The sequence below is a fragment of the Streptomyces sp. NBC_01217 genome, from assembly GCF_035994185.1.
Lineage (GTDB): Bacteria > Actinomycetota > Actinomycetes > Streptomycetales > Streptomycetaceae > Streptomyces.
Map to the genome: position 1 here is coordinate 3163238 of NZ_CP108538.1, position 18573 is coordinate 3181810.

Below are 18573 nucleotides of genomic sequence, written 5' to 3' on the forward strand. Positions count from 1 at the left end.
CGCACCTCCACGCACCTCCACGCACCTCCACGCACTAGGAGCAACTCGCCATGATCCGGAAGATGCTGTCGTCCCGCAGGGCGGCCGGAACCTCGGCCCTGGCCGCCGTCGCCCTGGCAGCCGCCCTCGCCACCGCCCCCGGCGCCTCGGCCGACGAGCACAACCCGCCGCCACCACCCGGCTCCAGCGCGGTCTGCGCCTTCTACGACGGCGACGGGCTCACCGTCTACGGCGAGCAGGGCGAGCGGGTGTCCCAGGTCCAGTGCATTCTGGCCAACCGGCACTACCTGCCGTGGTCCGCGGTCGACGGAACGTTCGGCCCCGAGACCCTCCTCGCCGTACAGCGCTTCCAGGCAAACCACCCGCCGCTCACACCGGACGGCCTGGTCACCCCGGCCACCTGGTCGGCGCTCTGGCACGCGGGACCCGATCGCGTGACCCCGCTGCCGTATCCGCGGGCGTAACTCCGCACGCCTCCTCCCCTACCGGCGGCCCCCTTGGGCACCATGCATGCCTTCTGTCACAGAGATCACCTTCTCGTCACGCATGTCTCCATTACGCGGGTCTTGCGTAACAGGCGCTCGACAGCCCCTCCCCGGAACTCGGTCCATGTCGTTGCACCGGGCACAGGCTGAGCGATCGTCAGCGTCCGCGCCGCGGCTCCCCCGACGGCCTTCCCGGCTGCCGCTGCGGTGCAGAGAGGTGTCATCTATGACGGACAGAAGACTCTGGTCCTACAAGGACATTGCCGCGCACATCCGGGTGCAGCCGGACACCGTCCGCTCGTACCGCAAACACGGCCTCCTCCCGTCACCCGACCACGTGGAGAGCGGCAAGCCCTACTGGTACGCGGACACCATCCGTGCCTGGGTCGCCTCAAGACCCGGCAATCGAGGACGCAGGGACTGACACCTCAGGCCCCGTACGGCGAACGGCCCCCACCCCGCCGCCGTACGGGGCCTCACTCTTCGTCCGGGCGTACGGTCAGACTCTCGACGGCTCGATGATCGTCACCCCTGCCCCGGGCGCCGTCCCCATCGCGGCGAGCGCCGCGGGGGCCGCGTCCAGGCCGATGGTGGAGGTCACCAGCAGGTCGGGGCGGAGTGCGCCGGCCAGGACCAGGTCCATCATCGGCGGGTACGCGTGCGCGGCCATGCCGTGGCTGCCGAAGATCTCCAGCTCCAGGCCGATCACGCGCGCCATGGGCACGACGGGGTCACCGGCCGCCGTGGGCAGCAGCCCGACCTGCACATGGCGGCCCTGTCGACGCAGGCTCCGCACGGAGGCGGCGCAGGTGACCGGGGAGCCCAGGGCGTCGAGCGACAGATGGGCCCCGCCGCCCGTCAGCTCGCGCACCGCCTCGTCCGCCCCGCCCGGGTACGCGGAGGCGTCCACGCACTCCACCGCGCCGAATGCGCGCGCCAGTTCGAGAGCGTCCGCCGAGATGTCGACCGCGACGACCCTGGCCCCACAGGCCGCCGCGATCATGACGGCAGACAGTCCGACCCCTCCGCAGCCGTGCACCGCGACCCACTCCCCCGGCGCCACCCGCCCCTGAGCCACGACCGCCCGGAACGCCGTGGCGAACCTGCACCCCAGACCGGCCGCCGTGGCGAAGGAGAGTCCCTCGGGCACGGCGACCAGATTGACGTCGGCCTGCTCCAGCGCCACGTACTCGGCGAACGAACCCCAGTGCGTGAAGCCGGGCTGGGTCTGCCGCTCGCAGACCTGCTGGGCTCCGGCCGCGCAGGCGGCGCAACGGCCGCACGCGCAGACGAAGGGCACGGTGACCCGGTCGCCTGGCCGCCAGTTGACGACACCGCTCCCCACCGCCTCCACCACACCGGCCAGTTCATGACCGGGCACATGGGGCAGAGCGATGTCCGGGTCGTGACCCATCCAGCCGTGCCAGTCGCTGCGGCACAGCCCGGTGGCCTCGACGCGGACCACGACGCCCTGCCCGGAGGGGCTCGGATCCGGCACCTCCCGCACCCGGGCGTCCTGCCCGAACTCCTCGAACACCACCGCTCGCATCGGCCCAGCCCTTCGTTCGGCCCCGCTGTCCGGGCGGCCGAATCTACGCCCCGCTGATGACCTTGTCCCGCTCCGGAGCGTCCTTCGACATCTCCTCCACCGGAACCGGCGCGGACTCTCCTTCGCTCAGGCCGAATCTCCGGTAAAAGGCCCGCAGCGGGGCGGGCGCCCACCAGCTGACCTTGCCCATCAGCTTCATCACGGAAGGAACCAGCAGGCTGCGCACCACCATGGCGTCCATCAGCACGGCCACGGCGATGCCGAGGCCCAGCATCTTGGTGTTGGCCACCCGTGACGTACCGATGGCGACCATCACCACTGCCAGGATCACGGCTGCCGCGGTAATCAGCCCGCCGGTGTGCCGCAGCCCGAAGGTCACCGACCGCTCGTGGTCCCCGGTGCGGTCGTACTCCTCCTTGATCCGGGAGAGCAGGAAGACCCCGTAGTCCATGGAGAGTCCGAAGGCGACGCAGAACATCAGTACCGGCAGGGTCGTCTCTATGTCTCCGGTACTGGTGAAGGAGAGCAGCCCGGACAGATGCCCGTCCTGGAAGACCCAGACGACCGCTCCGACCTATGGCGCCGCATTCCTCCCGCACCATCTGACGCTCCCGCTGGACCGGATGCTGGACGCCATCCTCGACCCGCTGATCGCCTTCAACTGCGAGAATCCGGCCTTCACCGTCCTGATGCACGGTTCCGAGGTCCCCGGAATGATCACCCAGGGTCACGACGCGCTGCACATGACCATGCTCGACCGCGTCGAAATGATCCTGGGCGACTACCTGCCGGCCACCCCGCCCGACCAGATCACCCGTATCGCCAACATGATCTTCATCCTCTTCAAGGGCGGGCTCGCCCTGATCATGGCCCACGAGGGCGACGAGCGGGACGCGTACGCCAGGGAGCTGAAGACCGCACTGTTCCGCTACCTGGAACCACTGGTCGGCACCGCCCCGCTCCCCGCCCCCTGAGCGCCCGCAATCCCGTACGCCATAGGATTCGGACAAATCCCCCTTCTCGCCGGGCAGGGCGCTCGCATTCATACCCCCTAGGGGTATAGTCTGATGAGTGTTGGGGCACACCGGTCTCCGGGGCTTCCGACATCACACCCTTGTGCTCGTCGAAGAGGAGAACACCATGACCGCCGAGACCCAGCTCCCCCAGGCCACCGGCTCCTGCTGCTCGCCCAGCGGCTCCTGCCACGACGGCGCGGACTCCGGCGCCGGCGCGGACGGTGTGACCACCGTCTACCAGGTGGCCGGTATGACCTGTGGACACTGCGAGGGCGCCGTCTCCGAGGAGATCTCCGGCATCGACGGCGTCACCTCGGTGAAGGCCGTCGCCTCCACCGGCCGGGTGACCGTCGTCTCGCGGGCCCCGCTGACCGAGGACGCCGTACGCGCCGCGGTCGACGAGGCCGGGTACGAGCTCGTCGGCCGGGCCTGAACACCGTCGGGGCACACCCGATACGCCGGACGCACCCGCACCACCCCCCTTTGCCACCGGGCCGAACCGACCAGCAGATACTGGTGGGGTACGGTCCGGTCGGCGTTTCAGGAGTTCGGACATGCACAGCGCAACAGAGGCCGAAACCCCGGCAGTGGAGAGTTCGCGGGCCGAACTCACGATCGGCGGGATGACCTGCGCCTCCTGCGCGGCCCGCGTCGAGAAGAAGCTCAACCGGATGGACGGCGTCACCGCCACCGTCAACTACGCGACCGAGAAGGCCCGTGTCGCCTTCGGCCCGGGAACCGGCCTCGCGGATCTGATCGCCACGGTCGAGAAGACCGGCTACACGGCGCAGCCCGTACACCGCCCCGAACCGGCCCTGCCCGCCCCCGCACGAGTGACGCCTGCGCCTGAAGGCACCGGCACGGGTACGAGCACCAGCACCAGCACCAGCACCAAAGCCCGTACCGCCGCCGAGCCCCGTACCGACGGCGAAGCCCGCACCAGCACCGACGCCGGCACCGACACCGACACCGACACCGACGACCCCGCCGAGCGGAACGCCGTCGGCGCCCTTGCCTCACTGCGTCAGCGTCTGGCCGTCTCCGCCGTTCTCTCCGTCCCCGTCATCGTGCTCGCGATGGTCCCCGCCCTCCAGTTCGACAACTGGCAGTGGCTCTCCCTCACCCTCGCCGCACCGGTCGTCATCTGGGGCGGGCTGCCCTTCCACCGCGCCGCCTGGACCAACCTCCGGCACGGCGCGGCCACCATGGACACCCTGGTCTCGGTCGGCACCCTCGCCGCCTTCGGCTGGTCCCTGTGGGCGCTGTTCCTCGGCGACGCGGGCATGACCGGCATGCGGCACGGCTTCGACGTCACCGTCTCGCGGACCGAAGGCTCGTCCGCCCTCTATCTGGAGGTCGCGGCCGGGGTCGTCACCTTCATCCTGCTGGGGCGCTATCTGGAGGCGAAGTCCAAGCGGAAGGCCGGTTCCGCCCTGCGCGCGCTGATGCACCTGGGCGCGAAGGACGTCTCCGTCCTCCGGGGCGGTACAGAAGTACGCATTCCCATCGCCCGGCTCACCGTCGGGGACCGGTTCCTGGTCCGCCCCGGCGAGAAGATCGCCACCGACGGCACGGTCGTCGAGGGCGCCTCGGCCGTCGACGCGTCGATGCTCACCGGCGAGTCCGTACCCGTCGACGTGGGCGTCGGCGACTCCGTCACCGGGGCCACCCTCAACGCGGGCGGCCGGCTCGTCGTCGAGGCCACCCGGATCGGCGCCGACACCCAGCTCGCCCGGATGGCCCGGCTCGTCGAGGACGCCCAGAACGGCAAGGCGGCCGCCCAGCGCCTCGCCGACCGGATCTCCGCCGTCTTCGTACCCGTGGTGCTGCTGCTCGCGCTGGCGACCCTGATCGGCTGGCTGCTCGTCACGGACGACATGACCGCCGCGTTCACCGCCGCCGTCGCCGTACTGATCATCGCCTGCCCCTGCGCCCTGGGCCTGGCCACCCCCACCGCCCTCATGGTCGGTACGGGGCGCGGCGCCCAGCTCGGCATCCTGATCAAGGGCCCGGAGGTCCTGGAGAGCACGCACCGCATCGACACGATCGTCCTCGACAAGACCGGCACGGTCACCACCGGCCGGATGACCCTCCAGGGCATCCACCCCGCGCCCGGCACCGACGAGACCCGGCTGCTGCAGCTTGCCGGTGCGCTGGAGCACTCCTCCGAGCACCCCATCGCCCGCGCCGTCGCCGCCGGAGCCATGGAGCGTATCGGCGGCCCCCTTCCCGCCCCCGAGGACTTCGCCACCGTCCCGGGCCTCGGCGTACGCGGCACGGTCGACGGACACCGGGTCCTGGCCGGCCGTCCGCAGCTGCTCACCGACGCGGGCATCGATGTCCCCGACGCCCTGTCAGGCGCCGTGGCGGACGCGGCTGCCCGGGGCCGTACCGCGATCGTGATCGCCTGGGACGGGCAGCCGCGCGGCGTCCTCGCCGTCGCCGACGCGGTCAAGGAGTCCAGCGCGGCGGCCGTCGCCGAGCTGCGCGCACTCGGCCTGCGTCCCGTTCTGCTGACCGGTGACAACCGGGCCGTGGCGGACACCGTGGCCCGTGCCGTCGGAATCGACGAGGTCCACGCCGAGGTCCTGCCCGAGGAGAAGGTCCATGTCATCGAGCGGCTCCGGGCCCAGGGGCGTTCCGTCGCCATGGTCGGTGACGGGGCGAACGACGCGGCCGCCCTGGCCACCGCCGATCTCGGACTGGCGATGGGGACCGGCACGGACGCCGCGATCGAGGCGAGCGATCTGACCCTGGTTCGTGGAGATCTCAAGGTGGCGGCCGATGCGATCCGGCTCTCCCGGCGCACACTGGCCACCATCAGGGGTAATCTCTTCTGGGCATTCGCCTATAACACAGCTGCCTTGCCCCTTGCGGTATTTGGCCTGCTCAACCCTATGATTGCAGGAGCGGCGATGGCGTTCTCATCGGTCTTCGTCGTGACGAACAGCCTGCGGTTGCGCTCCTTCACGTAACTTCCACAAAGAGATTTAGATCACACCGGTTTCAGGGTAACCATCCGGTGGGTTCGCGAGTCTAAGAGTGCGATGCCATGGATGTCTTGGGGGACGTCCGTCGAAGTGTCTTGGGGGATGCTTCGGGCAAGCGTTGGCCGGGGCACGTGCACCGGGGAGCTTTGAGCGGCCCTCCCGTGCGTACGTACCCCGGCAGATCGCACTGGAAGTACAAGTGAAGAGCGCAGCTCGCAGTATGTGAGGAGCGCCCAGGAGCCCCGGCTTGCCGCGGCTCCCGCAGACGCCCGGCCGGATCCCGTGGGGGGAATCCGCTCCGGGACATGGGAAGCGCCTCGCTGTCGGCCCGTGGGGGGATCGATGGCGGGGCGCTTCTCGCTGCCGGGCCTGCCGCATACGCAAATCGCCCCGGACACCGCGCTCTGTGCGAAAGCGCGGTACCTCGGGGCGAAGACGACCGGCCTCGGACGGCCGGGGTGATGCAGGGGTACTACGAAGTTCAGCGGCTCTCGACCGGGACGAAGTCGCGCAGGACCTCGCCGGTGTAGATCTGGCGCGGGCGGCCGATGCGGGAACCCGGCTCCTTGATCATCTCGTGCCACTGGGCGATCCAGCCGGGAAGCCGGCCGATCGCGAAGAGCACGGTGAACATCTCACTCGGGAAGCCCATGGCCCGGTAGATCAGACCCGTGTAGAAGTCCACGTTGGGGTAGAGGTTGCGCGAGACGAAGTAGTCGTCGGAGAGCGCGTGTTCCTCCAGCTTGAGCGCGATGTCGAGCAACTCGTCGGACTTGCCGAGCGACGACAGCACGTCGTGGGCCGCGGCCTTGATGATCTTCGCGCGCGGGTCGAAGGACTTGTACACCCGGTGGCCGAAGCCCATCAGGCGGACGCCGTCCTCCTTGTTCTTCACCTTGCGGATGAAGGAGTCGACGTCGCCGCCGTTGGCCTGGATGCCTTCCAGCATCTCCAGCACCGACTGGTTGGCGCCGCCGTGCAGGGGGCCCCACAGCGCCGAGATACCGGCGGAGATCGAGGCGAACATGTTCGCCTGCGAGGAGCCGACCAGACGCACGGTGGAGGTCGAACAGTTCTGCTCGTGGTCCGCGTGCAGGATGAGCAGCTTGTCGAGCGCGGAGACGACGACCGGGTCCAGGTCGTACTCCTGGGCGGGGACCGAGAAGGTCATGCGCAGGAAGTTCTCGACGTACCCGAGGTCGTTGCGCGGGTAGACGAAGGGGTGCCCGATCGACTTCTTGTACGCGTACGCGGCGATCGTCGGCAGCTTGGCCAGCAGCCGGATCGTCGAGAGGTGGCGCTGCTGCTCGTCGAACGGGTTGTGGCTGTCCTGGTAGAACGTGGACAGCGCGCTGACGACCGAGGACAGCATGGCCATCGGGTGGGCGTCGCGCGGGAAGCCGTCGAAGAACCGCTTGACGTCCTCGTGCAGCAGCGTGTGCTGGGTGATCTCGTTCTTGAAGGTCGACAGCTCATCGACCTTGGGAAGCTCACCGTTGATGAGCGTGTACGCCACCTCGAGGAAGGTCGACTGCTCCGCCAGCTGCTCGATGGGGTAGCCGCGGTACCGCAGGATGCCCTGCTCGCCGTCGAGGTACGTGATGGCCGATTTATACGCTGCGGTGTTGCCGTACCCGCTGTCCAGCGTCACCAGACCGGTATTGGCCCGGAGCTTCCCGATGTCGAAGCCCTTGTCGCCGACGGTGCTGTCGATCACCGGGTAGGTGTACTCGCCGTCGCCGTACCGCAGTACTACAGAGTTGTCGCTCACGTCATCCCTCACCGACGTAGTGCCTCTTCTTCGAGGTTCCCTGACTGTCTCCACCCTCCCCCATTTGGCTCAGGAGAGTGCACTCGGGGTCGTCCATTGGACCTACTCGCGGCACTCAGTGCCGCGAACTTACTCATCCTGCCCCCTTGACACCGGTTCCGGAAGACCTCCGTGATGTTTCCCACCGATTTGATCGATCATTTTTTTCGGTGGATCCTCCGCCCGGGCCGCCCGACAGCCGGTAATCCAGCGCCGTACAGCGTCTGCCTGCGGAAACCGTGCGGACTGCCTGGCCGATCGCCTGCCGTGAGCCGACGAGCACGACGAGCTTCTTGGCCCTGGTCACGGCGGTGTACAGCAGGTTCCGCTGGAGCATCATCCAGGCGCTCCTGGTGACGGGGATGACGACGGCCGGGTACTCGCTGCCCTGGGAGCGGTGGATCGTCATGGCGTACGCGTGGGCCAGTTCGTCCAGCTCGTCGAAGTCGTACGGAATCTCCTCGTCCTCGTCCGTGAGGACCGTCAGCTTCTGTTCGTCCAGGTCAAGGGCGGTGACAACGCCGACCGTGCCGTTGAAGACGCCGTTCTCCCCCTTGTCGTAGTTGTTTCTGATCTGCGTCACCTTGTCCCCGATCCGGAAGACCCGGCCGCCCATCCGCTTCTCGGGGAGGTCCGGGCGGCCCGGGGTGATGGCCTGCTGGAGGAGCCCGTTGAGCGTGCCCGCGCCGGCCGGGCCGCGGTGCATGGGGGCGAGGACCTGGACGTCACGCCGCGCGTCCAGCCCGAACTTGGCCGGAATACGGCGGGCCGCGACGTCCACCGCGAGCACTCCCGCGTCCTCCGTCTCGTCCTCCACGAAGAGGAAGAAGTCCTTCAGGCCCTGGGTGAGGGGCGGTACACCGGAGTTGATCCGGTGCGCGTTGGTGACGACTCCGGACTGCTGGGCCTGGCGGAAGATCGTGGTCAGCCGGACCGCCGGAACGGGGCCGCCGTCGGCGAGCAGATCGCGCAGCACCTCCCCCGCGCCGACCGACGGCAGCTGGTCGACATCCCCCACGAGCAGCAGATGGGCACCGGGTGCCACGGCCTTCAGGAGCTTGTTGGCGAGCAGCAGATCGAGCATCGACGCCTCGTCGACGACCACGAGATCGGCGTCCAGCGGGCGGTCCCGGTCGTACGCGGCGTCGCCCCCCGGCTTCAGTTCGAGGAGCCGGTGCACGGTGGACGCCTCGGCCCCGGTCAGCTCGGAGAGCCGCTTGGCCGCACGCCCGGTGGGCGCGGCCAGCACCACTTTGGCCTTCTTCGCGCGGGCCAGCTCCACGATGGACCGGACGGTGAACGACTTCCCGCAGCCGGGCCCGCCGGTCAGGACCGCGACCTTACGGCTCAGCGCGAGCCGGACCGCGGCCTCCTGCTCGGGGGCCAGATCCGCCCCCGTACGCGTGGCGAGCCAGGCCAGCGCCTTGTCCCAGTCCACGTCCGCGAAGGCCGGCATCCGCTCCTCGGGCGTCCGCAGCAGCCGCTGCACCTGCGCGGCGAGCGCGACCTCGGCGCGGTGGAACGGCACGAGGTACACGGCGGTGACCGGCTCGCCTCCCTCGGGCGACGGCACCTTCTCCCGTACGACCCCTTCCGGGTCCTCGGCCAGCTCGGCGAGGCACTCGATGACCAGCCCCGTATCGACCTGGAGCAGCTTCACCCCGTCGGCGATCAGCCGCTCCTCGGGGAGGAAGCAGTGGCCCTGGTCGGTGGACTGCGACAGCGCGTACTGCAGCCCGGCCTTGACCCGCTCCGGGCTGTCGTGCGGGATGCCGACGGCCTGGGCGATCTTGTCGGCGGTGAGGAAGCCGATGCCCCAGACGTCGGCGGCCAGCCGGTAGGGCTGGTTCTTCACGACGGAGATCGACGCGTCCTCGTACTTCTTGTAGATACGGACGGCGATGGAGGTGGAGACGCCGACCCCCTGGAGGAAGACCATCACCTCCTTGATCGCCTTCTGCTCCTCCCAGGCCGCGGCGATCATCTTCGTCCGCTTCGGCCCGAGACCGGGCACCTCGACGAGCCGCTTCGGCTGCTGCTCGATGATGTCGAGGGTGTCGACCCCGAAGTGCGTGGTGATCCGGTCGGCCATCACCGGGCCGATGCCCTTGATCAGACCGGAGCCGAGATAGCGGCGGATGCCCTGGATGGTGGCGGGCAGCACCGTCGTGTAGTTCTCCACGGTGAACTGCTTGCCGTACTGGGAGTGCGAGCCCCAGCGCCCCTCCATCCGCAGCGACTCCCCCACCTGGGCACCGAGCAGCGCCCCGACCACGGTGAGGAGGTCGTTGGCCCCGCGCCCGGTGTCGACGCGCGCGACCGTGTACCCGTTCTCCTCGTTGGCGTACGTGATGCGCTCAAGCACGCCTTCGAGGACGGCCATGTTGGACATGACCCGACGCTACTGCGTCGCACTGACAGCCCGGAAGGCAGGCGGTTCCCCGGGGGCCGGGGCACATACCCGGGGACGAGGGCGCATGCCCGCGCCCGGACAGCGAAACGGGGCCCGGTCATAAGACCGGACCCCCCTCGCTGTCCCCCTCCGTCGGGGCTTCCCGATCCCCCCGGATCCCCCCGGAAGCGTCCGACGACAGATACGACCCGGCGGGGTGCCGAACGGTTGCGCGCCTTGACGATCTCTTTACCTTGGCGCCCCTCGTCCGGCCTCAGCAGGCATGTTCGGCGTAGCGGGACGCGACCTCCGCGAGGACTTCGGTGCCGTCGCGGGCCCAGAGGTCCTCGTTGAAGATCTCCACCTCGATCGGGCCGTCGAAGCCGGTGGCCTCGACCAGCGAGCGGAACGCACGGAAGTCCACGGAGCCGTCGCCGAGCTGGCCCCGGCCGAACAGGACACCGGCCGGGAGCGGGGTGATCCAGTCCGCCAGTTGGAAGGAGTGGATACGGCCGCCCGCGCCCGCCCGGGCGATCTGCGGGGCCGCCCGGTCGTCCCACCAGATGTGGTACGTGTCGACGACCACCCCGACCTGCTCGGCGGGGAAACGTTCCGCGATGTCCAGGGCCTGGGACAGGGTGGAGACGACGCAGCGGTCCGAGGCGAACATCGGGTGCAGCGGTTCGATCGCGAGACGTACGCCCCGCTCGGCCGCGTACGGGGCGAGTTCGCCCAGGGCGTCCGCGATGCGTTCGCGGGCGCCGTGCAGGTCCTTGCTGCCCGCCGGGAGGCCGCCGGAGACCAGGACCAGGGTGTCCGTGGACAGGGCGGCCGCCTCGTCGAGCGCGGCGCGGTTGTCGTCCAGGGCGCGGGCCCGTTCCGCCGGGTCGACGGCGGTGAAGAAGCCGCCCCGGCAGAGGCTGGTGACGGACAGGCCGGAATCGGCGAGCAGTCGGGCGGTGCGCTCGATGCCGTACTCCTGGACGGGGGCCCGCCACAGGCCGACCTTGTCGATGCCCGCCTTGACGCAGCCCTCGGCCAGCTCGGGCAGCGACCACTGCTTGATGGTCTCCTGGTTGATGGAGAGACGGCCGTCGCTCATCGTGTGCCTCCGTTGACCGCGAGCAGGGCGCGCATCCGGGATTCGGCCAGCTCCGGGTCGGGGAACAGGCCCAGCCGGTCCGCGAGTTCGTACGCCTTCGCCAGGTGCGGCAGCGAGCGGGCGGACTGCAGGGCGCCGACCATCGTGAAGTGGTCCTGGTGGCCGGCCAGCCAGGCCAGGAGGACCACACCCGTCTTGTAGAAGCGGGTGGGTGCCTGGAAGAGGTGGCGGGAGAGTTCGACCGTGGGGTCGAGGAGGTCCCGGAAGCCCTGGACGTTCCCCGTGTCCAGGACCCGTACCGCGTGGGCGGCCAGCGGGCCCAGCGGGTCGAAGATGCCGAGCAGGGCGTGGCTGAAGCCCCGGTCGTCGCCCGCGATCAGCTCGGGGTAGTTGAAGTCGTCGCCGGTGTAGCAGCGCACCCCGCCGGGCAGACGGCGGCGTACGTCGATCTCGCGCTCGGCGTCGAGGAGGGAGATCTTGATGCCGTCGACCTTGTCCGGGTGCTCGGCGATGACCTTCAGGAACGTGTCGGTTGCGGCGTCGAGGTCCGTCGAACCCCAGTAGCCCTCCAGCGCCGGGTCGAACATCGGGCCCAGCCAGTGCAGGACGACCGGTTCCGAGGCCTGGCGCAGGAGGTGCGCGTACGTCTCCAGGTAGTCCTCGGGGCCGTTCGCGGTGGCGGCCAGCGCGCGGGAGGCCATCAGGATGGCTTGGGCGCCGCTGTCCTCGGCGAGGGTGAGCTGCTCCTCGTACGCGGACCGCACCCCGGAGAGGGAAGCGGGTCCGGCGGGGAGCTGGTCGGTGCCGACGCCGCAGGCGATGCGGCCGCCGACCGCCTTCGCCTCGGCGGCGGAACGGCGGATCAGTTCGGCCGCGCCCGCCCAGTCCAGGCCCATGCCGCGCTGGGCGGTGTCCATGGCCTCGGCGACGCCGAGGCCGTGCGACCAGAGGTGGCGGCGGAAGGCGAGGGTGGCGTCCCAGTCGACGGCGGCCGGTGAGTCGGGGCTGATGTCGGCGTACGGGTCGGCGACGACATGGGCCGCGGAGAAGACCGTACGCGAGGCGAGGGGCGCCCCGCCGGGGGCGAGGTCGAGCGGGGTGGTGCGGGGTTCGTAGGGGCCCTGCGGGAGGTGGATGGTCACGGGATCAGCTCCGATGCGCCGTACGGGAGGTGAATGGTCGCGGGATCAGCTCCCGCACGCCGCACGCCGGGTGCGCCGTCACAGCGTCAGCTCCGGTACGTCGAAGCGGCGGCCCTCCGCGGAGGACTTCAGGCCCAGTTCGGCCAGCTGCACGCCGCGGGCGCCGGCCATCAGGTCCCAGGTGTACGGCTCGTCGAGCGCGACGTGGCGCAGGAAGAGTTCCCACTGGGCCTTGAAGCCGTTGTCGAAGACGGCGTTGTCGGGGACTTCCTGCCACTGGTCGCGGAACGGCTCGGTGACCGGGAGGTCCGGGTTCCAGACCGGCTTGGGGGTGGCCGAGCGGTGCTGGACGCGGCAGTTGCGCAGGCCCGCGACGGCGGAGCCGTGCGTTCCGTCGACCTGGAACTCGACGAGTTCGTCGCGGTTGACGCGCACCGTCCAGGAGGAGTTGATCTGCGCGACGGCGCCGCTCTCCAGCTGGAAGATGCCGTACGCGGCGTCGTCGGCGGTTGCGGCGTACGGCTTCCCCCGCTCGTCCCAGCGCTGCGGGATGTGCGTCTGGACGTGCGCCTGGACGGTGGAGACCCGGCCGAACAGCTCGTGGAGCACGTACTCCCAGTGCGGGAACATGTCGACGACGATGCCGCCGCCGTCCTCGGCGCGGTAGTTCCAGGACGGGCGCTGGGCCTCCTGCCAGTCGCCCTCGAAGACCCAGTAGCCGAACTCGCCGCGTACGGAGAGGATCTCGCCGAAGAAGCCGCCGTCGATGAGGCGCTTGAGCTTCAGCAGGCCCGGCAGGAAGATCTTGTCCTGGACGACGCCGTGCTTGATCCCGGCGTCACGGGCCAGGCGGGCCAGGTCCAGGGCTCCTTCGACGTCCGTGGCGGTGGGCTTCTCGGTGTAGATGTGCTTGCCCGCGGCGATCGCCTTCTTGATCGCCTCGACGCGGGCCGAGGTGACCTGGGCGTCGAAGTAGATGTCGATGCTGTCGTCCGCGAGGACCGCGTCGAGGTCGGTCGACCACTCTGTCAGGCCGTGCTGTGCGGCGAGTTCCTCCAGCGCGTGGGCCCGGCGGCCGACCAGGACGGGCTCGGGCCACAGCACGTCGCCGTCGCCGAGATCGAGGCCGCCCTGCTCGCGGATCGCGAGGATCGAGCGCACCAGGTGCTGCCGGTGTCCCATGCGACCCGTGACGCCGTTCATGGCGATGCGCACTGTCCTGCGTGTCACGAAGTTCCCTCCATACAGCCGTAGCAAGCGCTTTCTACGCGGTATGACGCTAGCCTGCCGACAGCGGCCCGGACAAGAGGGGGCACGCTGGCAACTCCTCTCACTCCCCGTCATTCCTCGGAGGAAAGCGATGACAGTCACCCTGGCGGATGTGGCGGCCCGCGCCCGGGTGTCCCCGGCCACCGTCTCCCGCGTGCTGAACGGCAACTACCCGGTGGCCGCATCCACCCGGGAGCGGGTGCTGCGCGCGGTGGACGATCTGGACTATGTGCTCAACGGGCCCGCGAGTTCGCTGGCGGCGGCCACGTCCGACCTGGTCGGCATCCTGGTCAACGACATCGCCGACCCGTTCTTCGGGATCATGGCGGGAGCGGCGCAGACCGAGATCGGCGGGCCCGGGGACGGTTCGGGCCGGGCGGGCGGCGAGAAGCTCGCCGTCGTGTGCAACACCGGCGGCTCCCCCGAGCGTGAGCTCACCTATCTCACCCTGCTCCAGCGCCAGCGCGCCGCGGCCGTCGTCCTGACCGGTGGCGCCGTGGAGGACCCGGCGCACCAGGCGGCGATGGCCGCCAAACTGGCGAAACTCGCGGACGCGGGCACCCGGGTGGTGCTGTGCGGGCGGCCCCCGCTGCCGGACAGCGAGGCGGTCGTGGCCGCGCTCGTCTTCGACAACCGGGGCGGCGGACGCCGGCTCACCGAGCATCTGCTCTCGCTCGGCCACCGGCGGATCGGCTATGTCGCGGGCCCGCCGGAGCGGACGACGACCCGCCACCGCCTCGAAGGCCACCGCGACGCGATGAGGGCGGCGGGCATCGTCGGCGACGGGAGGGGCACGAAGGGGAGCCCGAGCGCGTACGACGAGGATCGCCTCACCGTCCACGGCCCCTACGACCGCCGCTCCGGCTACGACGCCACCCTCGAACTCCTGCGCCGCGAACCTGAGGTGACGGCGATCGTCGCCGCCAACGACACGGTGGCGCTGGGCGCGAGCGCGGCGATCCGCGACCGCGGTCTGCGTATCCCCGAGGACATCTCGGTGGCGGGCTTCGACGATCTGCCGTTCTCGGTGGACGCGGTCCCGGCGCTGACGACCGTACGGCTGCCGCTCTTCGAGGCGGGCGCGCGGGCGGGCCGGCTGGCGATGGGCAAGGAGCCGCCGCCTCCGGGGGGCATCGCGACGATTCCGGCGGAACTGATGGTGCGGGGGTCCACGGCGCCACCGCGGGGGTGACCCCCGCGAATATCGTGTAGATACCGGCATTCGGGAGGACCGCATGACGACCACGAGCATGGACACAGCAAGCGCCTGGGACGCGCTGGACGGTGCCCACCTGCCCCGCGGCTACCGCGTCGAGATCACGGACGGGAAGATCACCATGACGCCGCGGGGCGAGAACCAGTGGAACGTCATCCTTGAGGCGGCCCCGCAGATCGAGCAGCAGCTCGCCGACCACGGCGACATCCTCTCGGACGTGATGATCGACTTCCCGTCCAGCCTGTACGGCTACGCCCCCGATCTCGCCATCATCGCTCCTGGCTCCGAGCGCAACAGCCGCGGGCGGTTCGAGTGGCACAGTCTGGAGGCAGTGCTGGAAGTCGTGTCCAAGAGCACGCAGGACAACGACTTCAGCAAGAAGTTCCGGATGTACGCCGAGTGCGGCATCCCCGTCTACGTGATCATCGACCCGTCGACCGGATCCTGCACCGTGTACCGGCACCCGACCCGTACCGGTACCTACAGCGACGCAGACGAGGTGCCCTTCGGGCAGGATCTCGTGCTCCCGCTCGAAGGCCGGGACATCGTCGTCACCACGGACGGATTCCCCGTCACGGACGGCTCCTCACGCTGACTCCTCCCCAGGCTCGGGGTACCCGTCACACGTACCCCGGGCCGATGATGTGCTGGCCGCTGTCCGGTGTGTACGGCGCGGTGGCACGTACCGACGGAAGGACCACGCACGTGAAGCTCGCTTTCTCGACCCTCGGAGTGCCGGGGCTGCCGGTGGCCGACGTCGTGCGGCTCGCCGCGGAGCACGGCTATCAGGGGGTGGAACTGCGTGCCCATCCCGAGGAGCCGGTGCATCCGGGCATCTCGACGCTCGAACGGGCCGCTGTCGTCGATGAGTTCAAGAGGGGCGGCGTCGAGATCCTGACCGTGGCCGGGTACGTCCGCATCGCGGCCGGGGGGGACGACCGGGCCGTGCTGGACGAGCTCGCGGGGCTGGTCGAGCTGGCCCATGACCTGGGTGCGGGGAACGTCCGGGTCTTCCCGGGCGGCGGCGGCCAGGACCCGGCCGTGGCCGATGCGACCGCCGTACGCAGGCTGGCCGCCGCCGCTCCGCACGCCGCCGGCGCGGGCGTACGCATCCTGCTCGAAACCCATGACTCGCACCGGGCGGGCGCCGATGCGGCCAGGGTCGTCGGGGCGGTCGGGCACGGGCAGGTCGGTGCGCTGTGGGACATCATGCACACCTGGCTGGCGGGCGAGGAACCGGCCGCCAGCCATGCGGTGCTGGCCCCGCACCTGGGCTACGTACAGGTGAAGGACATCGCCTCGGCGGACGACGTCGCCCCGCTGCCCCTCGGCGCCGGGGTGCTGCCGCTGGGGGCCTGTCTGGACACGCTGGACCCGGACGGCTGGGTCTGCTGGGAGTACGAGAAGCGGTGGCATCCGGGGGCGGCGGAGCTACCGGGGCTGCTGGCCGCCGGCCGGGAGCATCTGCTGCGGCTGGATACACCCAGGGCGTAGGAGGCCGGGTGCACCCAGGGCGTAGGAGGTCACGGTCGGTCAGGCCCGTACCGGCCGCGGTTCCGGCGCCTCGGGTGCCTCCGGCGCGGCGGCGCGTGCCCGCCGCGCCCCCGCCAGCGAGGTGAGCGCCACCCCGCCGACCAGCAGCGCCGCCGCGCACCACCGCAGCGGGCTCACCGACTCGCCCAGCAGCAGCGCGGCCGACGACATCCCGAAGACCGGGACGAGCAGGGTGAACGGCGCCACCGACGAGGCCGGGTGGTGGCGCAGCAGGAAGCCCCAGGCCCCGAAGCCGAAGACGGTGGTGATCCAGGCGACGTAGACGACGATCCCGACGCCGCTCCAGTCGAGCGCGGCCAGTGCGTCGGCGTCGCGGTCCCAGCCCTCGAAGAGGAGGGAGAGGCCGAGCAGCGGGAGCACGGGCACGGTCGAGACCCAGACCATGAAGTTGAGGGAGTCGGGCGGCGCGGCCCTGCGGGTCAGTACGTTGGACACGCCCCAGCAGGCCGCCGCCGCGATCACCAGGACGAAGGCGAGCACGGGCCCGCTCGCACCCTCGTCGACCGCGGCCACTCCGATGCCCGCCAGGGCCACTCCCATCCCCAATACCCGTATTCTCCCCGGCCGTTCGCCCAGCACGAGCGCCGCGAAGAGGGCCGTGAAGACCGCCTGGACCTGGAGCACGAGGGAGGAGAGACCTGCGGGCATTCCGCGGTCCATCCCGATGAACAGCAGTCCGAACTTCGCCACTCCCAGGACGAGTCCGACGCCCACGATCCACTTCCAGGCGACCTTGGGCCGGCCTACGAAGAACACCGCGGGCAGCGCGGCGACCAGGAAGCGCAGGGCGGAGAAGAGCAGCGGCGGGAAGTGCCCGAGGCCGACCTCGATGACGACGAAATTGACACCCCAGACGGCGGCCACCAGAGCGGCAAGGGCGATGTGAAGGGGACGCATGGACCGAGGATCACCCGCACCGACCATGTAGCACCAGCGCGGATTTCTTCATGATGAAATTGAGCATCGCTAATGAATCACCTGACGAACCACCAACGGGTCGCCAGTGAATCACCGAGGTCCGGGAGGTTTTGGTGCTTGATCTGTCCAGGCTGCGCGCACTGCACGCCATCTCCGTCCACGGCTCCGTCGCGGGCGCCGCCGCCGCGCTCGGCTACACCCCGTCGGCGGTCTCGCAGCAGATCACCAAGCTGGAGCGGGAGACCCGTACGACGCTCCTGGAACGCCGCGGGCGCGGTGTCGCGCTGACCGAGGAGGCGCTCCATCTCGCCGCCACGGCCCAGCAGTTGCTGGCGATCGTGGAGCGCGCGGAGACCACGCTGGAGGAGCGCAGGGGGCTGCCGACCGGGCGGCTCTCGATCGGCGCGTTCGCATCCGCGGCACGCGGGCTGCTGCCCGGCGTACTGGCGGAGCTGGACCGGGACCATCCGGCCCTGGAGGTCCGGCTGACCGAGGTCGATCCGCATCTCTCGGTCGACCTGGTGGCCAAGGGCGTCATCGATCTGGCGGTCGCGCACGACTGGGACATTGCCCCGCTGCCCGCCCCCGACGGCGTGGCGCAGGCGGTGATCGGTGACGACCTGTGCGACCTGCTGGTGCCCGAGGGCCACCGGCTCGCGGGGCGCGACGCGGTGCGGCGCGAGGAGCTGGCGAAGGAGCGGTGGATCTGCCAGCCGCCGGGGACGGTCTGCCACGACTGGCTCGTACGGACGCTGCGGACGGCGGGTTACGAGCCCGACATCCGGCACCAGGCGGAGGAGAACCACACCCAACTGGCCCTGCTCGCCGCCGGTCTCGGGGTCGCGCTCATCCCCCGGCTCGGGCGGGGGCCGCTGCCCGCGGGGGTGGTGGCGGTGCCGCTGGATCCCGTACCGGTGCGCAGGCTGTACGCGCTGTGGCGTACGGAGGCGGCCCGTCGGCCCGCGATCACGGCGGCGGTGTCGGCACTCCAGGCACACGGGGACACGGCGGGGCTGAGGTAGGGGCCGTGGTGGGAACCCTCACGCACCGGACGGGCTCAAAACGGTCCGCCCCCTTGACCGGAAGTTATTTTCTGGATATCCGTGCTTCTTGGAAGTTTCTTTCACCAT

Annotated in this window: 14 protein-coding genes and 3 pseudogenes; 9 read left to right on the top strand and 8 right to left on the bottom strand. The window is 70.3% G+C overall.

Annotation, left to right across the window (positions count from 1 at the left end):
- Positions 1-50 precede the first annotated feature (50 nt).
- Complete coding sequence (locus tag OG507_RS13830; protein ID WP_327367495.1) at positions 51-464, top strand: peptidoglycan-binding domain-containing protein; 414 nt, start codon at positions 51-53, stop codon at positions 462-464.
- 247 nt (positions 465-711) lie between these two features.
- Complete coding sequence (locus tag OG507_RS13835; protein ID WP_093898674.1) at positions 712-909, top strand: helix-turn-helix transcriptional regulator; 198 nt, start codon at positions 712-714, stop codon at positions 907-909.
- Positions 910-984: 75 nt separating this feature from the next.
- Here the strand turns inward: OG507_RS13835 and OG507_RS13840 are convergent, their stop codons facing one another.
- Complete coding sequence (locus OG507_RS13840) at positions 985-2034, bottom strand: zinc-dependent alcohol dehydrogenase family protein (protein ID WP_327367496.1); 1050 nt, start codon at positions 2032-2034, stop codon at positions 985-987.
- A gap of 43 nt (positions 2035-2077) precedes the next feature.
- Positions 2078-2605, bottom strand: a pseudogene (locus OG507_RS13845) (MMPL family transporter); the annotation flags it as partial.
- A 1-nt stretch (position 2606) separates the two neighbouring features.
- On the opposite strand from OG507_RS13845, the pseudogene OG507_RS13850 reads away from it, so the two are divergent.
- The 3 genes and pseudogenes from OG507_RS13850 to OG507_RS13860 form a co-directional block, all read left to right on the top strand.
- Positions 2607-3008, top strand: a pseudogene (locus OG507_RS13850) (TetR/AcrR family transcriptional regulator); the annotation flags it as partial.
- Between the two features lie 166 nt (positions 3009-3174).
- Positions 3175-3483 carry a heavy-metal-associated domain-containing protein gene (locus tag OG507_RS13855; RefSeq protein ID WP_327367497.1) on the top strand — a complete coding sequence of 103 codons (309 nt, stop codon included), beginning with the start codon at positions 3175-3177 and terminating at the stop codon, positions 3481-3483.
- Positions 3484-3604: 121 nt separating this feature from the next.
- Positions 3605-6025, top strand: coding sequence for a heavy metal translocating P-type ATPase (locus OG507_RS13860; protein ID WP_327367498.1), 2421 nt, complete (start codon positions 3605-3607; stop codon positions 6023-6025).
- A 496-nt stretch (positions 6026-6521) separates the two neighbouring features.
- On the opposite strand, the gene OG507_RS13865 is transcribed toward OG507_RS13860, so the two are convergent.
- From OG507_RS13865 to OG507_RS13885, 5 genes and pseudogenes are all read right to left on the bottom strand, one after another.
- A complete protein-coding gene (locus tag OG507_RS13865) occupies positions 6522-7811 on the bottom strand; it encodes a citrate synthase (RefSeq protein ID WP_327367499.1) in 1290 nt (429 codons plus the stop codon).
- Positions 7812-8031: 220 nt separating this feature from the next.
- Positions 8032-10242, bottom strand: a pseudogene (recD2, locus tag OG507_RS13870) (SF1B family DNA helicase RecD2); the annotation flags it as partial.
- A gap of 274 nt (positions 10243-10516) precedes the next feature.
- Positions 10517-11344: a sugar phosphate isomerase/epimerase family protein gene (locus tag OG507_RS13875; protein ID WP_327367500.1), complete on the bottom strand. Its 828-nt coding sequence runs from the start codon at positions 11342-11344 to the stop codon at positions 10517-10519.
- Entirely contained in the window at positions 11341-12486 is a 1146-nt protein-coding gene (locus OG507_RS13880; protein WP_327367501.1) for a dihydrodipicolinate synthase family protein, read from the bottom strand. The genes OG507_RS13875 and OG507_RS13880 overlap by 4 nt, the downstream gene beginning before the upstream one ends.
- A 78-nt stretch (positions 12487-12564) precedes the next feature.
- Positions 12565-13716 (bottom strand): Gfo/Idh/MocA family protein, encoded by a 1152-nt coding sequence (locus OG507_RS13885; RefSeq protein ID WP_327367502.1) that lies wholly within the window; start codon positions 13714-13716, stop codon positions 12565-12567.
- 130 nt (positions 13717-13846) lie between these two features.
- Between OG507_RS13885 and OG507_RS13890 the strand changes: the two genes are divergently transcribed.
- From OG507_RS13890 to OG507_RS13900, 3 genes are all read left to right on the top strand, one after another.
- On the top strand, positions 13847-14947 hold the full coding sequence (locus OG507_RS13890; RefSeq protein WP_327367503.1) for a LacI family DNA-binding transcriptional regulator: 1101 nt from the start codon (positions 13847-13849) through the stop codon (positions 14945-14947).
- A 43-nt stretch (positions 14948-14990) separates the two neighbouring features.
- A complete protein-coding gene (locus tag OG507_RS13895; protein WP_327367504.1) occupies positions 14991-15566 on the top strand; it encodes a Uma2 family endonuclease in 576 nt (191 codons plus the stop codon).
- 110 nt (positions 15567-15676) lie between these two features.
- Complete coding sequence (locus tag OG507_RS13900) at positions 15677-16465, top strand: sugar phosphate isomerase/epimerase family protein (RefSeq protein WP_327367505.1); 789 nt, start codon at positions 15677-15679, stop codon at positions 16463-16465.
- A gap of 39 nt (positions 16466-16504) precedes the next feature.
- Here OG507_RS13900 and OG507_RS13905 read toward each other — a convergent pair whose 3' ends face one another.
- The gene (locus OG507_RS13905; RefSeq protein WP_327367506.1) at positions 16505-17422 is read right to left on the bottom strand and encodes an EamA family transporter; all 918 of its coding nucleotides are present in this window, start codon (positions 17420-17422) and stop codon (positions 16505-16507) included.
- 134 nt (positions 17423-17556) lie between these two features.
- On the opposite strand from OG507_RS13905, the gene OG507_RS13910 reads away from it, so the two are divergent.
- Positions 17557-18465 (top strand): LysR family transcriptional regulator, encoded by a 909-nt coding sequence (locus OG507_RS13910; RefSeq protein WP_327367507.1) that lies wholly within the window; start codon positions 17557-17559, stop codon positions 18463-18465.
- Positions 18466-18573 lie beyond the last annotated feature (108 nt).